Source organism: Viscerimonas tarda, assembly GCF_054601255.1.
Genome location: NZ_BAAHWV010000017.1, coordinates 45658 through 66898 on the forward strand (window position 1 = coordinate 45658; position 21241 = coordinate 66898).

Consider the following 21241-nt stretch of genomic DNA (forward strand, 5'->3'; position numbering starts at 1 on the left):
TTCATTTTATTTTTTAATTACTTTTTCGCGATAAATTTTACCGTTTTGTCTTACCTCAACTATATATATACCTTTAGGCAAATAACTTATGTCAACACCTTGTGTTACAGCTGTTTCCGACAACACTTTCTGTCCCGAAAGATTGTACAGACTCAATTGCGCCGGATATTCATCCGTCAGACCCTGTGTATATAGTGTACCACCGGCAATATAAATCCGATGCTGTGATGGAGAAGTAGCTTCGGCTGTAATGCCTGTTTCTTCCAATTGGTACAAATAAAATTCGTGGATTGACCAGTAATTGCTTTTTACACCGGTGGTCGTTTGCTCCACTTTCACGTATTGAGCGGTTGTTTGCGGTATGCTGATAATGGTAACGCCAGCGCCAACACCCGTTGCAACAGGATCGCCCCAATCGGCGCCGTTGTTCGACAAGTAAAGGGCATAACCGGCCGGGCCGTCATTTCCACTGGGCGAAGAATCTAAAATCACTTTATTGAATGTTACCGGTGTTTTGGTATTGACGGCAAACCATTGCCCTGCTGTCTGAGCGCCAATATTCGACCATCTTGAATTTATATTGCCGTCAATGGCATTGTTGTGCGCATTTGAATTGAATGAGGAGGCTATCCAGCCTGTGCGGCTCAATGCTCCTGCCGAATTAAATTCGGGACTGATTGGCAAATTGTTTTTCCACAAAGCGCACTGGGCGGCGGTAACATCCACCAAATCGACCAGGGACGACTGTATGGATACCTTGGATGCAAAGCCCGAATTAACAATACTTTTCTTGGCAATATAAGAGTTCACGACCTTGACAGAGGGGTTGCCCGACAACTGCAAAAAGCGCGTGCTACCCGATGTGCGGAGATTGGCGCAGATAAGCTCTACTTCTCCTCCGCCTGCTGTTACGGCATAAGCCGCGCTTCCCCAATAATTGGAGCTGAACAAGGTTGACTTGCCCGTAAATGCGGCATCCAGTTCAATGAATTTCGTATCCTGCTTAGTAGTTGATGTTGATACTATCTGCGTGTTGATGAGGTCGAAACCTTCCGGCGCCAAGCCTACAAAACGCAAAGCCCTGCGGGAATCGTCAACAGCCATGCCCATGGATATGCCGGATGGAACGCCGGAGGCATCGCCAAAGGTAACACCAACCTGCGAACCTATATGAAAATCGTTGTATAATGTCTCGTTTTTGCAATTGCCCAAAATCAGGAATTGCTGGTTATCACTGCCATAGTCGTAGCAATCTTGCTTCAGCGGGTTATTGCTTGGGTCGGTTGGTGAGTTAGGAAACTCGCCGAACTTAGATTGCATTCCGTAAGCATACACAATGTTATTGAACTGGGTATTATAGATAACGCCATTCTCCGCTCCGCCGCCGACTTTAATTCCGACTTTAAAAACGTGGCCGGCGAGGTATTCCACATAATGGTTATCGCATTTGTAGCTGAACAAATCCAGGCCGTACATCGTAGCGCGTATGCCGACATTCACAACATATATATCCTTACCCATTAGTTGGATACAATACGGATATTCGTGCATGTTGGGCATCAAGGTAGCCAGCTGTTCGGGATAGTTGAAATCAACACCCCGGATACCGCTTCTTTCCGATAACTTCAAAAAAGGCTCTGCTGTGTTATCGTCTTTTCCGGCATACACTTCGAGAATGGCGCCAGGCCCCTCAGGTACTGCCGAAAGGTCTTTTGCTCCCCTCAATTCCACCCCTGTGGGAACGGTCAGATTGCCCAGTACCTTGTATTTTCCGGCAGGCAGATACACCAGGCCGCCACCAGCTGCTCCGGCATCGTTCAATGCTTGCTGAATGGCTGCCGTGTTATCGGTGGTTCCATTCGCTACGGCATTGTATGGCGCTTTGGTTACGACGTACAGGTCGGCATTTGTGGTTTTTGCAGGTTTTGTTACCGGCGCTCTCCTCTCGGGAAAGGCGGGCAAAGCTGCAACTGCCACCGGAGTGTGGTCGATTATATTCTTGAACATCGAATTATTCTGAATATCAGGTTCCCCGGACGAGAACCTGTTGCCGGTGATGTTGGCACGCGCATTTGTACCGATGGTTATATGAGGAGCGCCATTGTTGAAATCGTTGTTATTCGCCAGTAATACAGAGCCTTTCATATTCACACGACCCTGATTAACAAGGCATTGTTCCATCATCACTTTTGTTGCCGCATTTGGGTTTACCAAAACAGCATTGGATGTAGCGTTAATCGTCCAGTTATTCAAGTGGATAATACCAGGTGTGCCGTCGGCCACAACCACGCCATTCACACAGTTGTCCACATTGAAGCGTGTAAACATAATTCCCGATTCGGCCACCGCATCCACATAAACGGCTGTTTTACAGTTTTTCAAGCTAACGCCATAGTTGTGTCCGTTAGGATTGCCCTGTACACGGGACGGACTTGCCGAGAAACCCGTTTTATATCCATCTATATTCACAAAACAAGTGTATGTCCAGTCGTTACGCCTCATCATAATACCTGTTCCGTTGTTGTAAATCCAATCCTTATAGGCGCTATTCAATGCCGGAGAATTTGCAAGTCCCGAACCAGCCCAATATTCGGGCGAGAAGTCGATCCATTCCAAACGGCCTACATCGGCCAGATTATCCAGCTCCACCCCTATCGAAAGAGGCGTTCCGTACAATCCATACACATTGTGGCAACCGCCCCCGTTTGCTTTGTTGGAGCAAACGCCATTATACGAATTGACCAAGGTAACATTCCGCACATTGCAATAGTCATTTCCCCAATAGCTGGGTTTCCCCATCAATATAGTCGGCGGATAGGTTTTGATGTTGCCGGGGTCTTGTTCGGGATACCAGATAGAGAGGTTCGATACCAGCGTGGAAGGTTCCATCGTAATAAAGGCATACGATTCGTCCATCATATCCCTTCCTGCACCATAATAGGCCATCAGGATGGTTCCTTCTATTGGTTGTCCTTTTACGGGTTTTTTCCATTCGCCACGTATCGAAACGCCTTTCGGTATATTCAATTTCGTTGTGATTTTGTATTTTCCGGCAGGAACATACAAAACGCCTCCTTTGAGTGTGCCAAGCCTGTTTAGTGCATTCTGAAAAGCTTGTGTGTCATTTGTTGTGCCATCGCCCTTGGCCTTGTAATCGGTAACGACATTGAATGTTTGAACAACAACCTCATCCGTAGGGTTTTCCGATTCGATAACCTTCCAATCGGGAGCCGGAGTTTGCGCCACTAGCGGCAAACAGGATACAAATAAGTAACACAACAAGTGTAATTTTTTTTTCATTTTATTTTTTAGTTACAATTTCAATTTCTGTGTAGGGGGCTGTCTCAAAAGCCTGTCATCCCGTGCCTGACACGGGATCTCCTAACTGAAGTTCAAATTTGTGCCCTTGTCAGGAGATTGCGGGTCGGAGCCTGCAATGACAACCTTATAAAGATGACTTATGAGACAACCCCTACATTTCTATATTATTTTTTCAGCGCCTTGGCACGGTAAACTTCTCCACCCTGCTTAATGTCAACGATATAAACGCCGCTTGGCAAAGAGCTAACATCAACAGCCGGTGTGGTCGAAGCAGCGGATAATACCTTTTGTCCCGAAATGCTATACACATTCAACTGAACAGGTTCGCTGGCAAATCCTTCCAAGTAAAGCGTTCCGTCTGCAACAAACACCTGATGATTGTTTTGTGCATAGTCGGGACGGACAGCTGTTTCCTCTCCCTCTACATAAGCCAGGTAGAACTCGTGGATTGACCAGTAACCGCTTTTTACGCCGGTAGTTGTTTGCAGCACTCTCACATATTGGGATGTGGTTTCGGGGATACTGATAATAGTAACGCTCGCACCAATGCCTGTTGCAACAGGTTCGCCCCAGTCTGTACCATTGCTTGATAGATAAACGGCATATCCCGCAGGACCGTCATTTGAACTGGGAGAAGAGTCCAAAATAATCTTGTTGAATTTTACCGGCGCTTTGGTGTTTACGGCGAACCATTGCCCTGCAGCCTGAGCGCCAACGGTACTCCATCGTGTAGTTATGTTGCCGTCAATAGCATTGTTGTGCGCATTTGAATTGAACGAAGAGGCTATCCAGCCTGTCCGTGGCAATGTAGCTGTTGTGGCAAATACAGGCGAAACCGACAGGTTATTTTTCCACGAATTGTATTTCGTTGTATCGGTATTTGCGTAATTAAGAACCGAGGATTGTATCCAGGCTTGCGATTCTTTATTTGTAGTCAATAAAGTCGAAATAGCCACAGCATCCGAATTTAATAATTTAATGAAGCCATTATTGGCAATCAGTCCAAACTGAATCCTTCCCGACGCGTTAAAGTGTGCCTGATAAAGTTCGAGGTTTCCGCCATTGGCCGTAATCGCACGGTTGGTTCCACCCCAGTAATCGGAATTGAACAATCGGGCTGTGCCTGTAAATCCGGCGGCTGTTTCGATAAAGGTAGTCGGTTCGGTTGTATTGCTACCGGTTGTAGAAACTATTTGAGAGTTAATCATATCAAATCCTCCGGCGCCCAGGCTTCGGTATGTAACCGCCTTGCGCGATGCGTCAATAGCCGTACCCATCGAAATACCTGTCGGGCTGCCGCTTTCATCGCCAAATATCAATCCGCGTTGCGAACCATAATGGAAAATATTATACAAGGTTTCGTTCTTGCAATTACCCAAAGTCAGGAAGTCAAGCTTATCCCAGTTGTAATTGTAACAGGCATCTTTTGCCTTGTTGTACTCTTCGGTTGGCGTAGTGGCCGAATTGTTATCGGGTGAGTTTGGCCATGTTCCGAACTTGGATTCCCGTCCGTTTGAGTAAACAAGCGTGTTAAACTGGGTATTACATACTATACCGTTTTCGGAACCGCCGCCGACTTTGATACCTGTTTCAAAAACGTGTCCGGCCAGGTAATCAACGTAGTGGTTGTCGCATTTGTAAGTAAACAAATCCACCCCATGCATTACGGCGCGTAAACCGATATTCATGATATACACATCGCTGCCGGTTGCCTGAATACAATACGGATAGTCGTACCAATTGGGGTACAAGGTCCACATTTGTTCGGGATAGTTAAACACAATTCCCCTGACACCGCTGCCTTGCGAGAGTTTGAGGAAAGGCTGAGCTGTTGGGTCTCCTTTTCCGGCATATACTTCCAGCACCGAACCGGGGCCTTTCGGCACCGAGCCAAAATCGTTTGTTCCTTTCAACTCAACACCGGTAGGCACGGTCAGATTTCCCAACACTTTGAAGTGTCCAGCCGGAATATACACAATACCGCCACCGTTAGCGCCCGCATCGTTCAGGGCCTGTTGAATAATGGCCGTATTATCGGTGTCCCCGTCGCCATACGCAAAATAAGGCGCTTTAGTTACAACATACAGGTCGTTTTTTGCCGGTTTTGCTACCTTTGTTTTAAACTCGGCAAAAGCCGGAAGTGCAGGCGCAGCAACCGGAGTGTGGTCGATAGCACATTTAAACATCGAATTGTTAACAATATCGACACCCTGCGCAAACCTGTTTCCGGTGATAATGGCACGGGCGCCACTACCGATGGTTATTTGTGGGGCGCTGTTGTTAAAATCGCAGTTTGTCGGCATCAGCACACCACCCAAAGCTATTACCTTTCCGTTGGCAACAGTACATTGCTGCATCATCACCTTTTTAGAAGCGTTATTCTCCACCTGAACAGCATTTTTGGAAGCATTGATATTCCAGTCTATCAACTGAACAATAGATCCCTCGCCACTGCCAACAACCAGTCCATTTTCACAATTATCTACATTGACTCCTGAGAACATAAGCCCTGCACCTGCACTACTTTCGCTATACACGGCTGTTTTACAGTTCTTGAATGTCATTTTATAGTTGTGCCCATTCGGGGAACCGGCTGTCGGCACTCCCGAAGGAGAAGTCAGTGTAGAAAAACCTGTCTTGTATCCTTCTACATTCACATAACAAGTATATGACCAGTCGTTACGCCTCATCACAATACCTGTTGCGTTGTTGTAAATATGGCTTTTATGAGCGCCGTCCAGCGCAGGAGCATCGGCAAGACCCGAACCTGCCCAATAATCGGGCGATAAATCTATCCATTCAAAACGACCCACATCGGCAATGTTATCAATTTCAACACCTACCGAAAGAGCCGTGCCATACAATCCGTAAATATTCGGACAGCCACCGCCGTTGGTTCTCGACAAGCAAACCCCGTTGTAGGAGTTAACCAGCGTAACATTCCGCACATTGCAATAGTCATTTCCCCATTGTCCATCCTGTCCGTACATGATAGTCGGCGGATAAGCGACAATATTACCGGGTTTTTGGTCGGGATACCAAATAGCAATGTTTGTCAGGCTGGTAGATGATTGCATGGTTATGAACGACGAGGCATCCCTGTTCCGGTCGTACCCTCGGGAAACATTCGCCGCCATCAGTATCGTTCCTTCGATGGGCTGCCCCTTGACGGGTTTTTTCCACTCGCCACGCACAGTTACTCCCGAAGGAATCGTAATAATATTATTCATTTTATACATTCCTTTCGGAATAAATACCACACCACCGCCATCGGCTTTCGCTTTGGCTATTGCATTTCGGATAGCAGGCTGGTCGTTTGTTACGCCATCGCCTTTGGCATTAAATGGTGCATCTTTAACATTATAAGTCATTACGCCCACATCGTCTGTTTCGTATTCAGACTCTATCACTTTCCAGTTTGGAGACTGGGCATAGGTCTGCAAACAACAGACAGACAGCAACAAAATAAATAAAGGTCTCATTTTTTTCATATCTTTTTTAAGTTTAAAGTTTAAAGTTTAAAGTTCAAAGTTTCAGGCTGCGGGTTCAAACTGTTACCGGTTGGTATTAACATTGAACCCGAAACTTTGAACTTTGAACTTTAAACTTATTTTTTAATTAATTTTCCATCCACTTGTACAGTTCCACCTGCTTTGGTATCGTAAACCTGACTGTTTTCGCCCAAGCGCAGATGCAATTTACCGCCTTTGGCCGATTTTATCTTTGCAGCGCTTAGCTCGCCGTTTTTCCAAGTCATATCCACTTCAAAACCGCCGCGGGCTTTTACTCCCTTCACCGAGCCATTGGCAAACTGGTCGGGCAAGGAGGGCAACAAATGCAACTCGAAACCGCCATCGGCAGTACGAACCTGGCTTTGTACCAGCATTTCGGCAATGGCAGCAGTAGCGCCAAAGTTTCCGTCTATTTGGAAAGGCGAATGATCGTCGAACAAGTTGGGCAATGTTTTTTCGCTTATCAATACCGACAACAACTTGAAGGCGTGGTTCCCGTCATGCAAGCGGTTCCACATGTTTATTTTCCATGCCAATCCCCAGCCTGTTCCGGCATCGCCTCTGGCTTCCAGTGTTTTGCGGGCAGCCGCAGCCAATTCGGGCGTACCTACCACCGATATTTGATTACCGGGGTGCAAGCCGAACAAATGCGATGTGTGGCGATGATGCGGGTCGATTTCCTTGTAATCTTCCACCCATTCCATAATACGCCCTGTTTCTTTACTGATGCGTATTGGAGCCAGATTGCCAAGCGCAGCCTTGCATTTATCTCTGAACGCCTCATCCACGCCCAGAATCCGGCTGGCTTCGATGCAGTTGGTGAGCAAATCGTGTACAATCTCCAAGTCCATGGTCGCAGCATAAGTAAAGCTGGCTCCACGTCCTGTACTTGGCAGAATAAAGCTGTTTTCGGGCGAGTAAGACGGATTTGTAACCAATTTTCCGGGTACAGCTGTACCTTGGGGAGCTACCACCAAAAAGTCTAAAATAAATTCGGCAGCGCCCTTCATCAGCGGATAAGCCTGATCTTTGAGGAAGGCCTTGTCCAGTGTATGGCAATAATGTTCCCAAGGATGTTGCGCCAACCAAGCCGAACCTACCGGCCAAATACCCTGAACGCCGTCGGCAGGAGCTGTAAATCCCCAGGCATCGGTCAAGTGGTGTACCACCCAGCCTTTGGCGCCATACATTATCTGCGCTGTTTTACCTCCCGATTCGGACAAGGCATCCATCACATCAAACATCGGCAGATGTGTTTCGGACAGATTGGTGATTTCGGCAGGCCAGTAATTCATCTGGTAATTGATGTTGGTGTGATAATCGGCATTCCAGGGCGGATTCATCTGCCATGCCCACAGGCCTTGCAAATTGGCGGGCATAGTACCCGGACGCGAACTGGAAATCAACAAGTAACGGCCAAACTGGAAATAGGTTTCTACCAATCCCAAATCGGGCTTACCGGTTTCTTTTGCCAGTTTTATCAATTCGTCTGTCGGTACAGTAGCATTTTCGACCGATACGGGCAACAAGTCTAATTGGAAACGGTTGTAATACTGTTGGTATTCTTTTATATGTGCGTCTTTCAGCTTGTTATACGATTTAGCAGTGGCATTCTTTATTGTTTTTACGTTTTCTTCAACAGGATCGGTTGACGAAAAACGAATGCCCTTGTTTATATTTTTCAAGCCCGGGTAATTGGTTGCTCCGGCGATGTACAACGTCAGCGTATTGGCATCTTTAACCTTCATCACATTGCCCTCGAAACTTACCGAACCCTTATCGACAACAGCTTTTACCTGCAAGGCAAAACTCAATCCGCGCGGATTACCGTCTTCGTCTTTGCGGTCTATTCGGCCCTTCAGCAGCAGCGAATTGGCATCGGCCGGATGCTGTACGCACTCGGCATCTTTGTCTCTTCGCAAGGTGAATGAGCCGTTGATGGCATTTCTCTTCGATGCTTTTATCTGCAAGACAATCACGTTATCAACTGCCGAAGAAAAACTTTCGCGGGTATATTCAACCCCTCTGCTATTGTACGTTGACGATACGATAGCGGTAGCCAAATCGAGGCTCCGTACATAGTTCGCGGCATTTACTTCGGGCGTATCGAACCACAATTCGCCCAGCGACTGGAATGGTTTCACCCCTTTTGGCTTGCCCATCATTGTTTCGCCGGCCAATTTCACGGCCTCATCGTTTTTGCCTTCAAACATCAACTTCTGTATTTCGGGCAACGCCTTGAGCGATTCCCTGTTATTGGGGTCCAATGTGTAGCCGTCCCACAGCGTACTTTCGTTGAACTGTATGCGTTCGTCCGAAACGCCGCCGAATATCATTCCACCCAGCTGGCCGTTGCCTATCGCTAAGGCTTCTTCCCATACTTTGGCCGACTGGCGGTACCAGAGTACATCTTTGCCTGCCGGTTTATCTTTCTTTCCTGAAAAAATGGCGCGATCTGTCCATTTTGCGGTGATTTTTTCCTTGCGCTGGCTTGCGGGAAGCACATCGCCGGACGTCTGATTACTTTCTCCCTTTATTTCCTGAGCGAAAAACGAAAAGGAAAAAAATAAAAATACTACAATTTGTAAATTGAATCTAATACATTGATTCTTCATAAACATGGTATTTTGTGATTTAATGATTTGTATATTTTCCGGCAAAGATAGGCGCGAGGTATTACTTTATTGATGAATCTTTTATTAATTAGAAATTAAAATTCAATTAAAATGCGTTTTTAGCTAATTTGGGCGTAGTTAAGCGGCTAAATTCTTCTATATGTTCGATTTTGGCTTTTTAGGTGTCGCCTATAAATCTACATTCTTAACAGGTTAATTCAGGTATGTATATTTTACAATAAGGGGGGGAGGGAATTGAGAATGGAGAATTGAAAATTGAGTGTCATTCGATGCACCCCTACATTTATCACCTGTGGGGCTGTCTCAAAAGAACGCGAATTACACAAATTTACGCAAATAAGCCAGTCTATCTTTTTTTTTTATTTAATTGAAATAATTTATTTGCGTTCAAAAATACTTTTGAGACAGCCCCTACAACGTTGAACCTTGAACCTTGAACCTAATCCAACAGATTAATTATCTGTCCGCTGATTTGTATCAGTGATATTTCGCAGAGTTTTGTGCTGTATTGGGCTTGTACCAGTCGTTCTTCGGCTTCGAGGAGGCTGTTTTGTGCTTCGCGCAACTCTATACCCGACAAATCGCCCAAGCGGTAGCGTTCGATGGCTATTTCGTAGTTTTCCCTGGCTGTTCCGCGGTTTTCTTTTTCCAGCTTGGTTAATTCGATGTTGTTTATGTAGGCCATCCAGGCATTGGATAAATCTGTTTCGATGGATTGTTGAAGCTGCTGAAATTGCAACTCCTTGTTTTGCACTTGTATTTTGGCATTCTTCTGTTTGCGGCTGCTGTTAAAACCATCGAAGAGGTTGTAGCCGAGGGTCAGTCCGTAATTGAGACCCCTGTTTTTTTGAAATGAGGTATTGGAGTCGTACATATTTTTAGTGTATCCGTATCCGGCATTCAGGCGCAGATAGGGATAATTGGGACTTTTTGCCTGTTTTAAATCCAAGGTGCTCAGGTTTATATCTTTCCGCGAAAGCAGCAGGTAGGGATTCTGAGCCAATGTATTTTCCCTGATTTCGTCCTTTTGCAGCAAGGCATTGACGCTAATAACCGAATCGGTAACAAGCAAGGGCTGTTCCACATCTTTTGCGGCCATCAGTTGATTGAGTTTTGTTCGCGATGTAAAAAGCGTTTCGTACTGCCTGATTAACTTCGAGCTATCGGCATTGAAATCTACTTTTGCCTGTTGCAGGTCGAGGCGCGACATGGAGCCAATATTGTAGCGCGCTTCAACAATTCTCAAGCGTTCTTTTGAGAGTTTTACCGCCGATTTAAGGTTGTTCAGGCGGATATTTTGCTGCACATAATTGTAATACTCGGCAGATAAACCGGATATGAAATTCTCGATAGCTACACGGGTATTTAATCCGCCCATCTGTTGCAATTCTTTCAGCTTGTCGTAATTCGCCTGAATATTAAAGCCATCGAATACCGTCCAGTTCAGATTTAATCCGGCGTTTAATTGCTGGTTATGAACTCCGTCATTCTTAACCGTACCATTATCGGTATCCATCAGCGAACCCGAATAACCGGCGTTCAAATCGAGCGTTGGCAAGTAACCGGCATTTCCTGCCGTGGTGTTGTTGTCCGAAATAGTCTGCTCGTTCCGCACAATCCGAAGGGCATAGTTTTGCTCCAATCCCACTTTGATACACCGCTTGAGATCGTACAAATCCTGCGCATTCGACAAAACAGGGAAAACCAGTAGTAGTATAATTATTGATCGTTTCATAGGGTTAAATGGATGTGAATAATACGAATAATGTGCCAATGTGAATAATATACAAATTGACGCAAGTGATAATGAACTCATTAGTCTCATTGACACATTGGCATATTATTCTTATTAATCTCATTGTTATTTCTTGCTTCTATCGGTAGATACAAACATATATACGGCCGGCACCACAAATATGGTGAGGAAGGTTGAAACCAGCATACCGCCAATTACTGCCACCCCCATGGCGATACGCCCGTTGGCGCCCTCTGCGCTGGCAAAGGCCAAAGGTAAAAGCCCCAGAATGGTCGAAAAGCTCGTCATCAGAATCGGGCGCAGGCGCTGAACGGCAGCTCCCTGTATGGCTTCCAGTTTGTTCATTCCTGTTTCCTGACGCTGGTTGGCGAATTCCACAATCAGGATACCGTTTTTAGCCACAAGACCTATCAGCATGATTATACCAATCTGGCTGAATATGTTCATCGTTATATCGCCAAAATACATGAATATCAAGGCGCCGGCAATGGCCAACGGCACCGTCAGCATAATAACAAACGGGTCTTTAAAGCTCTCGAACTGAGCGGCCAGAATCAAGAAGATTAGTATGATAGCCAACACAAAAGCAAACATCAGGCTGGATGAACTTTCGCGGAAATCTTTCGAGTCTCCCGTAAGGGCTGTGCGAAAAGTATCGTCGAGCGTTTCTTTTGCTATTGCATCCAAATCGTTCAAGGCATCGCCAATTGTAACCCCTTCGCCAAGAGCTGAGGATACGGTTGCCGAATTAAAGCGGTTGTAGCGATACAACTGAGGTGGAGCCACACTTTCCTGCAATTCGACCAGGTTGTCGAGCTGAATCATATTTCCGCTTGCATTCTTCAGATAAATAGATTTTAAATCCAGTGGCGTGTTGCGTTGCTGACGATTAATTTCGCCCAATATCTGGTACTGCTTGCCATTCATGTAAAAATAACCCATACGTTGCCCGCTCAAAGCATACTGGAGGGTTTGCCCTATGTCGCGCGTGCTAACGCCAAGCAAAGCAGCCTTGTCTCTGTCGATTTGGATGCGGGTTTCGGGCTTGGTAAATTTCAGGTTCACGTCAGCCATCTGAAATTTTGGATTTTCGTTCAGCTTTTGCATGAAAGCAGGGATAAACTCTTGCAATTTTTCGATATTGGGCGCCTGCAACACATACTGAACAGGCATACCCGAACGGCGGCCTCCGAATGTGGATTGCTGTTGTACAAAAGCCCGGGCTTCTGTTTCGGGACGCACCGCCTTTGATATGGCATCGGCTATTTCCATCTGGCTGCGTTTGCGGTCTTTAATGTCGGGCAGCGTAACTCTCACCATCCCCGAAGTGCTTCGCGTCAGCACAATAGTGGATTCGCGTTCGGGAGCCACCGAGTCCACAATAGCGGCAATTTTATTGCTATAATCTCTCGAAAATTCAAAGGTAGCGCCTTCGGGAGCCGTGGTGCGTACCGTAATCTGAGAGCGGTCTTCCAGCGGAGCCATTTCGGCAGGAATAATATTCATCAAAAAGCCTATTAACAGCAAAGTAACAGCAATGATGGGTAAAACGATAATCCTGTGCCGGAGAAAATAATTCAACGATTGCTGATACACGCTATTCATTCCCTGAAAGAAAGGTTCGGTTTTGCGGTAAAACCAATTCGGGTTATCACGCCTCTTCAATAGCTTGGTGGATAACATCGGCGTAAACGTCAGGGCGACAAAAGCCGAAATCAGGATGGCGCCCGACACCACAATACTAAACTCGCGGAACAAGCGTCCCGTCATTCCTTCCAGAAAGACGATCGGGAAGAATACGGCAACGAGCGTTATGGTCGTTGATATAACCGCAAAGAATATCTCCTTGGAGCCTTCGATACCGGCTTGCAAGGGCGTCATTCCGCCTTCTATCTTCAAGTATATATTTTCGGTTACAACAATTGCATCGTCCACCACCAGCCCAACGGCCAGCACTACCGCCAGCATGGACAATACATTGATGGAAAATCCCGCGATATACATCACAAAGAACGCCCCCACAAGCGACACGGGAATAACCACGCAGGGAATAAGGGTTACACGCCAGTCGCGCAAGAACAGGAAGATAATCATCACCACCAAGAGGAAAGCGATATAAACAGTTTCTTCCACCTCGCTGATGGATGCCCTGATAAATTTCGTGTTATCAAAAGCGACATCCAATTTAACGTCTTCCGGCAAATCTTTTCTCATCTGTTCGAGGCGAATCATGACTTCGTCCGAAATTTCTATCTGGTTGGCGCCCGGTTGCGGGAGGATGACCGTGCTCACCATTGGCACACCGTTGCGGCGCATGATATTTTTGCGGTCTTCGGTATCAAGTTCGGCAATGCCCACATCGCCAAAGCGTACGATATTAAAATTATCTTCCTTGACAACCAGGTTGTTAAACTCTTCGGGGGTTTGCATCAAGCCCAAAGTTCTGATTGTCAACTCAATTTTATCTCCTTCGATGCTGCCGGAGGGGAGTTCTACATTTTCCCTGTCAATGGCGTTTTTAACATCCATCGGCGTAATGCCATAAGCGGCCATCTTAACCGGATCGAGCCACAAGCGCATCGAATAGCGGTTCTCGCCCCATATTTCAACGGCGCTCACATTCGGGATGGTTTGCAGGCGTTCTTTCACGGTGAGTTCGGCTATTTCGCTCAGTTCGAGCAACGAACGCTTCTCGCTCTGGATGGTGATTTGTATAATCGGATTGGCATCGGCATCGGCTTTGGCTACTGTTGGCGGGTCGCAATCGCGGGGTAAATAGCGTTGAGCGCGCGAAACTTTATCGCGGACGTCATTTGCGGCAGTTTCCAAGTCAACATCCAGTTCAAATTCAACTGTAATCTGGCTCGAGCCCTGACTACTTCTGCTCGACAACGAACGTATCCCCGGAATACCGTTGATATTTTGCTCCAAAGGTTCGGTAATCTGATTCTCGATAATGTCGGCATTGGCGCCCGGGTAGCCCACATTGACCGTAATGATGGGATTATCCACATTCGGATATTCGCGCACACCGAGGTAGGTGTAGCCTATTATCCCCAGTAAAAAGATGATTAGTACAAAAACCGTAGAAAGAACCGGCCGCCGTATGCTTGTTTCAGAGATTGTCATTTGTAAATTTTTGGGTAATTCAAATCCTTAATTCATTTTTTGCTACCAGTTCAGGTTGTCGATGGTAACGTCTATTCCGTCCCGAAGTTGCATCACACCCGTAGTTATCAATGTGTCTCCCAAGCTCAATCCTTCGATTACCTGTATCGAGGAAGCGGTACGCATTCCTTTTGTCAGCGACACCTGACGGGCTTTTCCTCCCTTGTAAATGTAGGCTATATTGCGTCCCATTTCGGCAACGGTTGACATACTGGGTATCACGATGGTATTCTTTATTTCGTTCAGTTTTATTTCTATATCGGTCGAGTAGCCCGGTTTTATCTTTCCGCCGATATTGGGATACAAGGCCCGCACTTTAAGCGTCAGCGTCTGCTTATCCAGATTCGACTCGACGGCATATACCGAGGCGGTGTATTTATTCAGGTCGTTCGATAGCGAGAAACTGAGTTCTGTTCCGGGTTTAATGCCATCGGCCTGTTTTTCGTTCACCGAAAATTCTATTTTAAGAGGGATAATCTTGGTGAGTTTTGTGAGGATGGTTGTGGGCGATGCATAGGTGCCTTCGCTCACCTGTCGCAAACCTATTATGCCATCGAAAGGAGCCCGCAGTTCGGTTTGGGCAATTTTGGCTTTGGTCAGTTCAATGTCGGCATTCAGCTTTTCCAAATCGGTGGTTACCGATTCGTAAGCTTCCTGACTGACGGCATCTTTTTCCAGCAACGATTTCTGACGGAACACCCGGTCTTTGGCCAATGGCAACTGCGCTTCCAGTTTTTTCAGCTCAGCCTGCAAGGGTTCGGAATTTACCTTAGCCAATAATGTTCCTTTTGGGGTAAAAGTACCTTCCTTGAAATAAATAGCGGTGATTTTTCCCGAAGTTTCAAACGAAAGTTCAACTTCCTCGTCGGGAATCAATCTCCCTTTGGTTTTAAATACCTCGTTCAGGTTTTCGTATTTTAAAATCTGGGCGTTGATATTTAATGCTCTCCTTTCGCCGCCCCCTCCAGGCCCTTTCGCCGACGAGCGCGGGTCTTCGTTTGAAGAAAATAAATTTTTGATGCTGGGATAAAATGCCATTCCGGCAATAAACAATACGACAATAGCAATCAAAGCTATTTTGCTTTTCTTATTCATAGGTTGCTCTGATAATAAAATCTCAAAAGGATATAACTTAGTTAGATTATTATGACATAAAGGAAGTAAAAAGGATTAATCGGCAAGTTGTATTTTTTGTTTTTTTCAAGAAATTAAAGAAAACGATACATATTTGAATTGAGAGTTGGGAATTGAGAATTGAGAAACATAAGTTTGAGTTTGCATTGTCTGTTGCACAAGCCCCTGAAAGGTATAGCCGCTAGGTAAGGCTGAAAGCCTTACCTAGCGGCTATCAAAAATGACACTTTTTAGTGGAAATGTGCGTATTCGATACGCCCCTACATATAACAATCGCAATAACGGTCGCGGCACGCCACGACCCTACTTTTTGTGTAGAGAGAGCCACTACCTTAATACGCTCCATAAAAATACAAAGCTCCGTAGCTCCAATTGGGGCCTTTTACGCTGGGGAAGTTTGGCCTGTCCATTGTCAGCAGTACATACTTGTAGGGGTAGCCGTCCGGTAAGGGGACTACACTTGCCCAGATGCGTCCGGCAGGTTTTGGCCAATGGGGTTGCAGGCTCAGATTCAGTTCTCCCAGTTCTTTCAAATCGGGGTATGAATGTACCCGCAAGTTGCCGTGTCCGCCCATCAAGGCATAATGTTTACTTCCTATTTTTTGGATGGATGTTCCGGTTGAATTGGCCAGAATCGGTAGTGCGACCGGCGTAAATTTCCCGTTCCAAGTATCCGATTCGTACATGCGGGCGGCGATATTGTTTTGGACGAAACCGCTGGTTAGCAATCGCCATTTTCCGGCTTCCTTGTCGTAGAAAATACAGGGGTCTTCGCTGTGTCCGTCAATGGACTCCGGTTCAACTCGTGCGGCGTGCATCACCGAATAACCCCGCCGGGGGTCTTTGGACGACCAGGCCGTAAGCATACCCGTTTTTGCGCGGCCTTCCTTGTTGGCGCTCCCGCCGAAATCGCACACATAAGCCCGCCATTCTTCGGCTTGGCGGTCGTAAAACAAGTGGGCGGCATAATCGTTGCGCAACAAGCCGTCTCCATGGTCGAAAACAATCATTCCTTCAAACTTTATGTCGAAGACCGAGGGGTCGAGGCTGAACACGCCTTGAGCCGATTGCGCCGTATCCATTCCCCGGCAACTAAATGTAAACCAAAGCCTTCCGTCTTCGATACAGGGGCTTAAATCTTCGTACGACACCAAGCGAATATCGGCCTGCCCCACCCCCGGCGAAAGATACGAACGGGCGCCGCTCACCACCACCGAAGCTTTAAGATTCGACACAATATTAAATGTACATTCGCCGGCAATACCGGGTTTTCGCAAATCCAGTATGTCCTTAAAGTTGTCCTTCACGGCAATATGCCCCAAATAGCGAGCCGTTCCATTTTCGGAGATAAACACCCCCAGCGAGTGCCCATAAAGCTGAACCTGCAACGAGAAAGGCGCGTTGGGCAGCTTATCAGCATACTTTGTTTCGGTAACAAGTTTTGCATCGGCATATATCCTCAGGAATACCCCGGTTTCATTCCCGCCCGATTTGACAAGAACCTGAATCCTGTCCCGAAGTCCCAAGCGGGCAATTTCGATGCCGGTTTCGGAAACTTCGGCGCTGTTGGCGATTGATTCGATGTCTATTTCGTACGTGGCATACGGATTTACGCCGCCCGCATAAATAGTGGCCTGATCTTTTCCGCTTTTTGAGTTGAGGACAAGCTTTCCCTTTTCAATTTTTGCCCGAAACGTAGTATCCGCCTTGGCTTCGTTCGTTTCCGAAAGGGCAAATGCCGGATGCATGGAGTTAAACGCAACAATTTCGGAGGGGACAAATTCACTCAGGTTTATGTTGTTTGAAAAGATGAAACGCCGTACAGCCAAGCGGTTGAATTTCAAATCCATCGGCGTTATATCTTTATCGGCGTTTGGGATATTTTCAGCAAAAATTGGAGTGATGGTCATAATCAGCGCGCATATCAGCAACAGGGACTTTTTCTTTCTCATGGTTTATATTTATTTCAAATTGTTAAAAGCTACACAAAGATACACAAAAAGTTCAAAGTTCAAGGTTTCAGGTTCAAAGTTTAATTCTTAACCGCGGAGTTGCACGGAGGATTTTTCACGGAGTTTATCAAAATGCCACGACCACACATTTGTAGAGACGTGGCGTGCCACGTCTGTTTTTGCGATTGTGTCTGCCCTCGTTTATCGCAAATTATCCACTATTAAAAAATCTGTCAATATATAAAATCAGTTGCACGAATTTGCGTAATCTGCGTAATTTAATCAAGGCAAACATGAAAAATTTTACGGCTTATGCCTTTCGATAAAGTTGCTGATATGAACAGGAGATTCCTCCCTTTGGTCGGAATGACTGTCTCCTTTTGGGGAGAGGGGAGTAGGAAGCGGCGGCTTCGCCGCCGCTTCCTACTCCCTTAAACCACTAATAAGCGAGTCATTCCGACCAAAGGGAGGAATCTCATTCGTAACAGTAGTACTAAAAAAATTCATGCGTTTGCCCTGGTTCTTTAATGACATTTTATGGCACACAACACCTCCCTCGAAGTGATTCTCATCAATCCGAAGAAGTACAACACACCGGTCTTACAGTCTATTGAAAATCTTTGTTATGTCAACCAAGCTAAAAGCTTCTTTCAGAATTTTCAGCACTTCGTTATAAGCCGAAGAACTTTCGTTTACCTCTTCCGTTGTAGTTGTATCGAAAGGATGGCATTCCGATAGATTACTCTTTTGGTTGCTTTCTATGTTGTAAATTTTTGCCATAGTAATATAAATTGAATATTAATCAACTAAAAAGAAAACATTAAATAATCCTAAACCAGATCCGCAATTTGTGTTAATGGCAGAATATTTGCTTTTTTCTCTGCATGTGGCAAATGTAAGGTAAAAAATCCTAATAACAAAGGGGGATTATAACTAAATATATTTTTTAACAAAAACGTAACAACTATGAAGGCAAATTGGTTGCAAACAGATAATTATCAGGGCAATTAATAGTTGTTTATTAGCCATTTATATAATTGATTGAAGGAATTCATCTCAATTTCAACCGAACCCCGAACCAACAGAAATTTATCCTTCGACAAAGCCGTTAGCGAAAAATCCGAGGCGCTTTTTTCGGGCGACACATCCCAGTTATTTCTTCTCAAAAAATTCTTTGTCCAATGGTATAAATTCCCTTCCGCCGTCAAAAATACTGTTCTATCGAAGGTCTTCCGTGGTAAAAAACTCCCTGTTTGTTTATCGAACAGTATGTTTTTCTTGTCCATGAACAAACTCATTGACTCGCTCAACAAAATATCTTCCGTTACACCGCTTTCAAGCCCCCTTTCCCTCGACAGCAACCAAAGGCGGTCGGCAAACAGAAAAGCCGATTCGATGTCGTGAGTAGAGAGCAGTATCGTTTTCTGTTGCGTAAAAGCCAGGTGATGCAACAATTCCATAATTTCGATACGGCTGGCAACATCCAGAAAAGCCGTCGGCTCATCCAACAATATCACGGGGCATTCCTGCGCCAAAGCTTTCGCTATCATTGCTTTCTGCCGTTCGCCATCCGACAGTTCCGCCATATACGATTGCGCCTTGTGGTCGATGCCAACATCCTTTATGGCCTTGTCCACAACGGCGTGGTCGTACCTGGATAATTTCCCGAAAAATCCGGTGTAAGGATAACGTCCCAACGAAACAAGCTGCGAAACAGTAAGCCCGCCGACCGAAGTTTTATCCGTCAGAACAACGCCCAGTTCGCACGACAACTCGCGTTCGCTATACCCGTCCAAGGGTTTTCCGTGCAAATACACCTCGCCGGATAAAGGAAGCTGCATGGCGCTCAATGTCCGCAGCAAAGTCGATTTTCCTACGCCATTAGGCCCCAGCAAACAAGTTAATTCTCCGGCATTCAGCTCTACCGAAAGATTATCGTACAGCCTCAGGCCTTCGCGGTGTGGCGTGCCGGGATAGCCTATGCTTATGTTGTTTGCTGATATAATTATTTTGTTCATTATTTTATTATTTCCGGTTGCCATATTAAATACAAAACACAGCATATAGCGGCACTGATTTTATCCCATTTTCAAACCCAAAATTCTTCTTCGAGATGCGGATACCATAAGCCGACTTGTATTTTTCCATAAATATACCCAAACTTTTGGAACGCACTCTAATGCCGCTTTTGACTTCTATGGGAATCACGTCAACACCTTTCTGGATAACAAAATCAACCTCGGCAGTATTCTCATTTTTCCAATAGAGCAAGGGGATTAAATTGGCGGCAAACGATTGTGCCACATAATTTTCTGCAATTGCACCCATAAACGGGCTATCTGTTTCAAGAGGCGATAAGATAGCTTGCGCCACTACTCCCGACTGCATGACAAGCATACCCACATCCGACATGTAGAGTTTGAAGTCGCTCAAATCAACATAGACTTTGATGGGCATAGTTCCTTGAGTTGTTTTCCGGCATTTCAGAATAACGCCTGCATACTTGAGCCAAGCTATTGATTCGCCAAATATGGTAGCGCTGCCCCCTTTTTGTACAACATTGTACTGAAACTTGTGATTTTCTTTTGCCAACTGGGCGGGGATAGATTCGTAGCAGGCGCGTATCTTGATGCTGGTAGCAGGTTCGGCATATTTCGACATATCGGCAATATATTCATTCAATATTCTGTTCTGAATATCCGAAACAGCCACAAAACTATTGGTCGCTATAAATTCTTTAACAGCAGCAGGCATACCGCCAACAATCAGGTATTGATTGTAGAAGTCTATAGCCATCGAATGCACATCCAAGGGCTTGTCAGACTCGTAATGCGCCCGAATAAGATTGGCAAAATTTTCTCGTCCTACCGCCCATAAAAACTCCTCAAAGTCCATTGAAAATAGATTTATCTCATCTACTTTACCAACGGGGAATGAGTATTTTTTGCGGTTGACAGCCACCCCAAGCAACGAGCCAGCAGCCACAATATGGTATTCGGGAGCCTGTTCGCAAAAGTATTTCAATGAGGTCAGAGCCCTTTCACAGGCTTGAATCTCATCGAATACGACTAAAGTTTTACCCTGAATAATCCGCTGTGAATGGGCTGATTCTAAATATTGAATGATAGGTACAGGAGTGATATTTTCCTCGAATTTCTCTACCAAAGCTTTGTCGGTTTCGAGATTGACAATGATGTAGTTGTCAAACTCTTGCTTGCCGAACTCTTGCAAAATATAGCTTTTACCCACCTGACGCGCCCCATTAACAATCAAAGGCATTCTGCCCGGCTTACTTTTCCATTTGACTAATTCGTCATAGATTTTTCTTCTCATGTAGGTCCAATTTTCCACAAATATACATTTATCTATGGAAAAATCAAAATTTCACATACTTTTCCATAGATAAAGTTCCGAAACGACTGTTTTTCTTGCTGGTTTGGTATAATACGGGCATGGACTGCAAGCTCAGGGCAAACCTTGAAAAAATTTAGTACTACTGTTACGAATAAGATTCCTCCCTTTGGTCGGAATGACTCGCCTATTGGCGGTTTAAGGGATGGGGAAGTGGCGGCTTCGCCGCCACTTCCCCATCCCCTCTCCCAAAAGGAGGCCGTCATTCCGACCAAAGGGAGGAATCTCCTGTTCATATCAGCAACTTTACCAAAAGGCATAAGACGTAAAATTTTTCATGCGTTTGCCCTAACTGCAAGCTCTGCATTTTGGGCAGGCGAACCCTGCCCCTACGATTGCGTATGCTAATCG

Annotated in this window: 11 protein-coding genes; 1 reads left to right on the forward strand and 10 read right to left on the reverse strand. The window is 45.7% G+C overall.

Features of this window, described 5'->3' with window-relative positions; translation table 11 throughout:
• Positions 1-6 precede the first annotated feature (6 nt).
• The 10 genes from ACYPWY_RS09105 to ACYPWY_RS09150 all read right to left on the reverse strand — a co-directional run bounded on the left by ACYPWY_RS09105 (position 7) and on the right by ACYPWY_RS09150 (position 20812).
• A complete protein-coding gene (locus ACYPWY_RS09105; protein WP_459685214.1) occupies positions 7-3300 on the reverse strand; it encodes a glycosyl hydrolase family 28-related protein in 3294 nt (1097 codons plus the stop codon).
• Positions 3301-3485: 185 nt separating this feature from the next.
• Positions 3486-6812 (reverse strand): glycosyl hydrolase family 28-related protein, encoded by a 3327-nt coding sequence (locus ACYPWY_RS09110; RefSeq protein WP_459685215.1) that lies wholly within the window; start codon positions 6810-6812, stop codon positions 3486-3488.
• A 116-nt stretch (positions 6813-6928) separates the two neighbouring features.
• A complete protein-coding gene (locus ACYPWY_RS09115; protein WP_459685216.1) occupies positions 6929-9448 on the reverse strand; it encodes a glycoside hydrolase family 95 protein in 2520 nt (839 codons plus the stop codon).
• 460 nt (positions 9449-9908) lie between these two features.
• The gene (locus tag ACYPWY_RS09120) at positions 9909-11204 is read right to left on the reverse strand and encodes a TolC family protein (RefSeq protein WP_459685217.1); all 1296 of its coding nucleotides are present in this window, start codon (positions 11202-11204) and stop codon (positions 9909-9911) included.
• 126 nt (positions 11205-11330) lie between these two features.
• Positions 11331-14354, reverse strand: coding sequence for an efflux RND transporter permease subunit (locus ACYPWY_RS09125; RefSeq protein ID WP_459685218.1), 3024 nt, complete (start codon positions 14352-14354; stop codon positions 11331-11333).
• A gap of 42 nt (positions 14355-14396) precedes the next feature.
• Positions 14397-15488, reverse strand: coding sequence for an efflux RND transporter periplasmic adaptor subunit (locus ACYPWY_RS09130; protein ID WP_459685219.1), 1092 nt, complete (start codon positions 15486-15488; stop codon positions 14397-14399).
• 371 nt (positions 15489-15859) lie between these two features.
• Positions 15860-17479 (reverse strand): glycoside hydrolase family protein, encoded by a 1620-nt coding sequence (locus tag ACYPWY_RS09135; RefSeq protein WP_459685220.1) that lies wholly within the window; start codon positions 17477-17479, stop codon positions 15860-15862.
• A 600-nt stretch (positions 17480-18079) separates the two neighbouring features.
• Entirely contained in the window at positions 18080-18259 is a 180-nt protein-coding gene (locus ACYPWY_RS09140) for a hypothetical protein (protein WP_459685221.1), read from the reverse strand.
• A gap of 227 nt (positions 18260-18486) precedes the next feature.
• A complete protein-coding gene (locus ACYPWY_RS09145) occupies positions 18487-19497 on the reverse strand; it encodes an ABC transporter ATP-binding protein (RefSeq protein ID WP_459685222.1) in 1011 nt (336 codons plus the stop codon).
• A gap of 25 nt (positions 19498-19522) precedes the next feature.
• Positions 19523-20812, reverse strand: a complete 1290-nt coding sequence (locus tag ACYPWY_RS09150; protein ID WP_459685223.1) for an ATP-binding protein — start codon at positions 20810-20812, stop codon at positions 19523-19525.
• A gap of 144 nt (positions 20813-20956) precedes the next feature.
• Here ACYPWY_RS09150 and ACYPWY_RS09155 point away from each other — a divergent pair, with 144 nt between their 5' ends.
• Entirely contained in the window at positions 20957-21238 is a 282-nt protein-coding gene (locus ACYPWY_RS09155; protein ID WP_459685224.1) for a hypothetical protein, read from the forward strand.
• Positions 21239-21241 lie beyond the last annotated feature (3 nt).